The sequence below is a fragment of the Streptomyces klenkii genome (assembly GCF_003626645.1).
GTDB lineage: Bacteria > Actinomycetota > Actinomycetes > Streptomycetales > Streptomycetaceae > Streptomyces > Streptomyces klenkii.
The window spans coordinates 1-1570 of sequence record NZ_RBAM01000065.1; the positions used below are offsets into that span (position 1 = coordinate 1).

At 75.5% G+C, this 1570-nt stretch carries 1 protein-coding gene and 1 pseudogene; both read left to right on the top strand.

Features of this window, described 5'->3' with window-relative positions:
- Nucleotides 1–1079, top strand: a 1079-nt coding sequence (locus tag D7231_RS34585; RefSeq protein WP_120760306.1) for an acetoacetate--CoA ligase, incomplete at its 5' end; no start/stop codon positions are given.
- 41 nt (nt 1080–1120) lie between these two features.
- A pseudogene (locus D7231_RS34590) lies at nt 1121–1570 on the top strand (hypothetical protein); the annotation flags it as partial.

Below are 1570 nucleotides of genomic sequence, written 5' to 3' on the forward strand. Positions count from 1 at the left end.
CCGGCGACCGGTTCTACTGGTACACCTCCACCGGCTGGATGATGTGGAACTTCCTCGTCTCCGGGCTGCTGACCGGCTGCACGGTGGTCCTCCACGACGGCAGCCCCGGCCACCCGGGCCCCGACGCCCAGTGGCGGGTGGCCGCCCGCACCCGCGCCACGCTCTACGGCACCTCCGCCGCCTATGTGATGGCCTGCGCCAAGGCCGGCGTTCACCCGGCGCGCGACCTGGACCTGTCCGCCACCCGCTGCGTGGCCACCACCGGCTCGCCGCTGCCGCCCGACGGCTTCCGCTGGCTGAGCCGGGAGGCGGGCCCCGTGTGGATCGCCTCCGTCAGCGGCGGCACGGACGTGTGCAGCTGCTTCGCCGGGGCGGTGCCCACCCTCCCGGTCCGCACCGGGGAGATCCAGGCGCCGGGCCTGGGCACCGCGCTCGCCGCGTGGAGCCCGGAGGGCCGGCCCCTGACCGGCGAGGTCGGCGAGCTGGTCGTCACCGAGCCGATGCCCTCCATGCCCACCGGCTTCTGGAACGACCCTGGCGGCGAGCGGTACCGCGAGAGCTACTTCGCGACGTTCCCCGGCGTGTGGCGGCACGGGGACTGGATCACGGTCACCGCTCACGGCGGCGTCGTCGTCCACGGCCGCTCGGACTCCACCCTCAACCGGCAGGGCGTGCGGATGGGCTCGGCCGACATCTACGAGGCCGTCGAGCGCCTGCCCGAGATCGCCGAGTCCCTCGTGATCGGCGCCGAGCGCCCCGACGGCGGGTACTGGATGCCGCTCTTCGTCCGGCTCGCCCCCGGCGCCGTGCTGGACGACGCGCTGCGCGAACGCGTCCGGCGGACCATCCGGGCCGAGCTGTCCCCCCGCCACCTCCCGGACGAGATCATCGAGGTCCCCGGCGTGCCCCACACCCTCACCGGCAAGCGCCTGGAGGTCCCGGTCAAGCGGCTCCTCCAAGGGGTTCCGCTGGAGCGGGCGGTCAACCCCGGCTCGGTCGACGACCCCGGGCTGCTCGCCTTCTTCGAGCGCCTGGGCCGCGAGCGGGGCGTTGTCAGTGGCGGCGATTACTCTCAGTGATCAGACGGTTCCGTGCCGTCCCCGATCACCGAGGAGGAGTCATGGCCCCCAGCACCCGGCACCTCACCGCCCGCGAGTCCGCCGCCGCCGTCGCGGTCATCCCCGACGCGGCCGGCTTCGCCCTCATGCGCCGGTACGCCAGCTTCCGCCACACCGACCACGCCGGGTACCTGCGGCGCACCGAGCGGCTGCTGCGCGCGCTCGCCGGCCGGCACGGGCACACCAGCGTGGCCCTGTTCGACCCCCTGGGCTACGCCGAGTTCTGCGAGCGGGAGGGACTGGACCCCGACACCCCGGCCAGCCGGGCCCGGTACACCGCCCGCCTCGCCTCCCGCGGCGCCACCGTCCCCTACGCGGGTGAGTCCCTGGACCTGCTCCTCCCGGCGCTGCTGGCCGAGCACGCCCGCCGGGAGACCTGGGAGGCGGGCACCGGCCTGCTCGCCGCGGCCGGGGCCTGCCCCGACTGCGGGGCCCCTGCCTCCCGGTGCGCC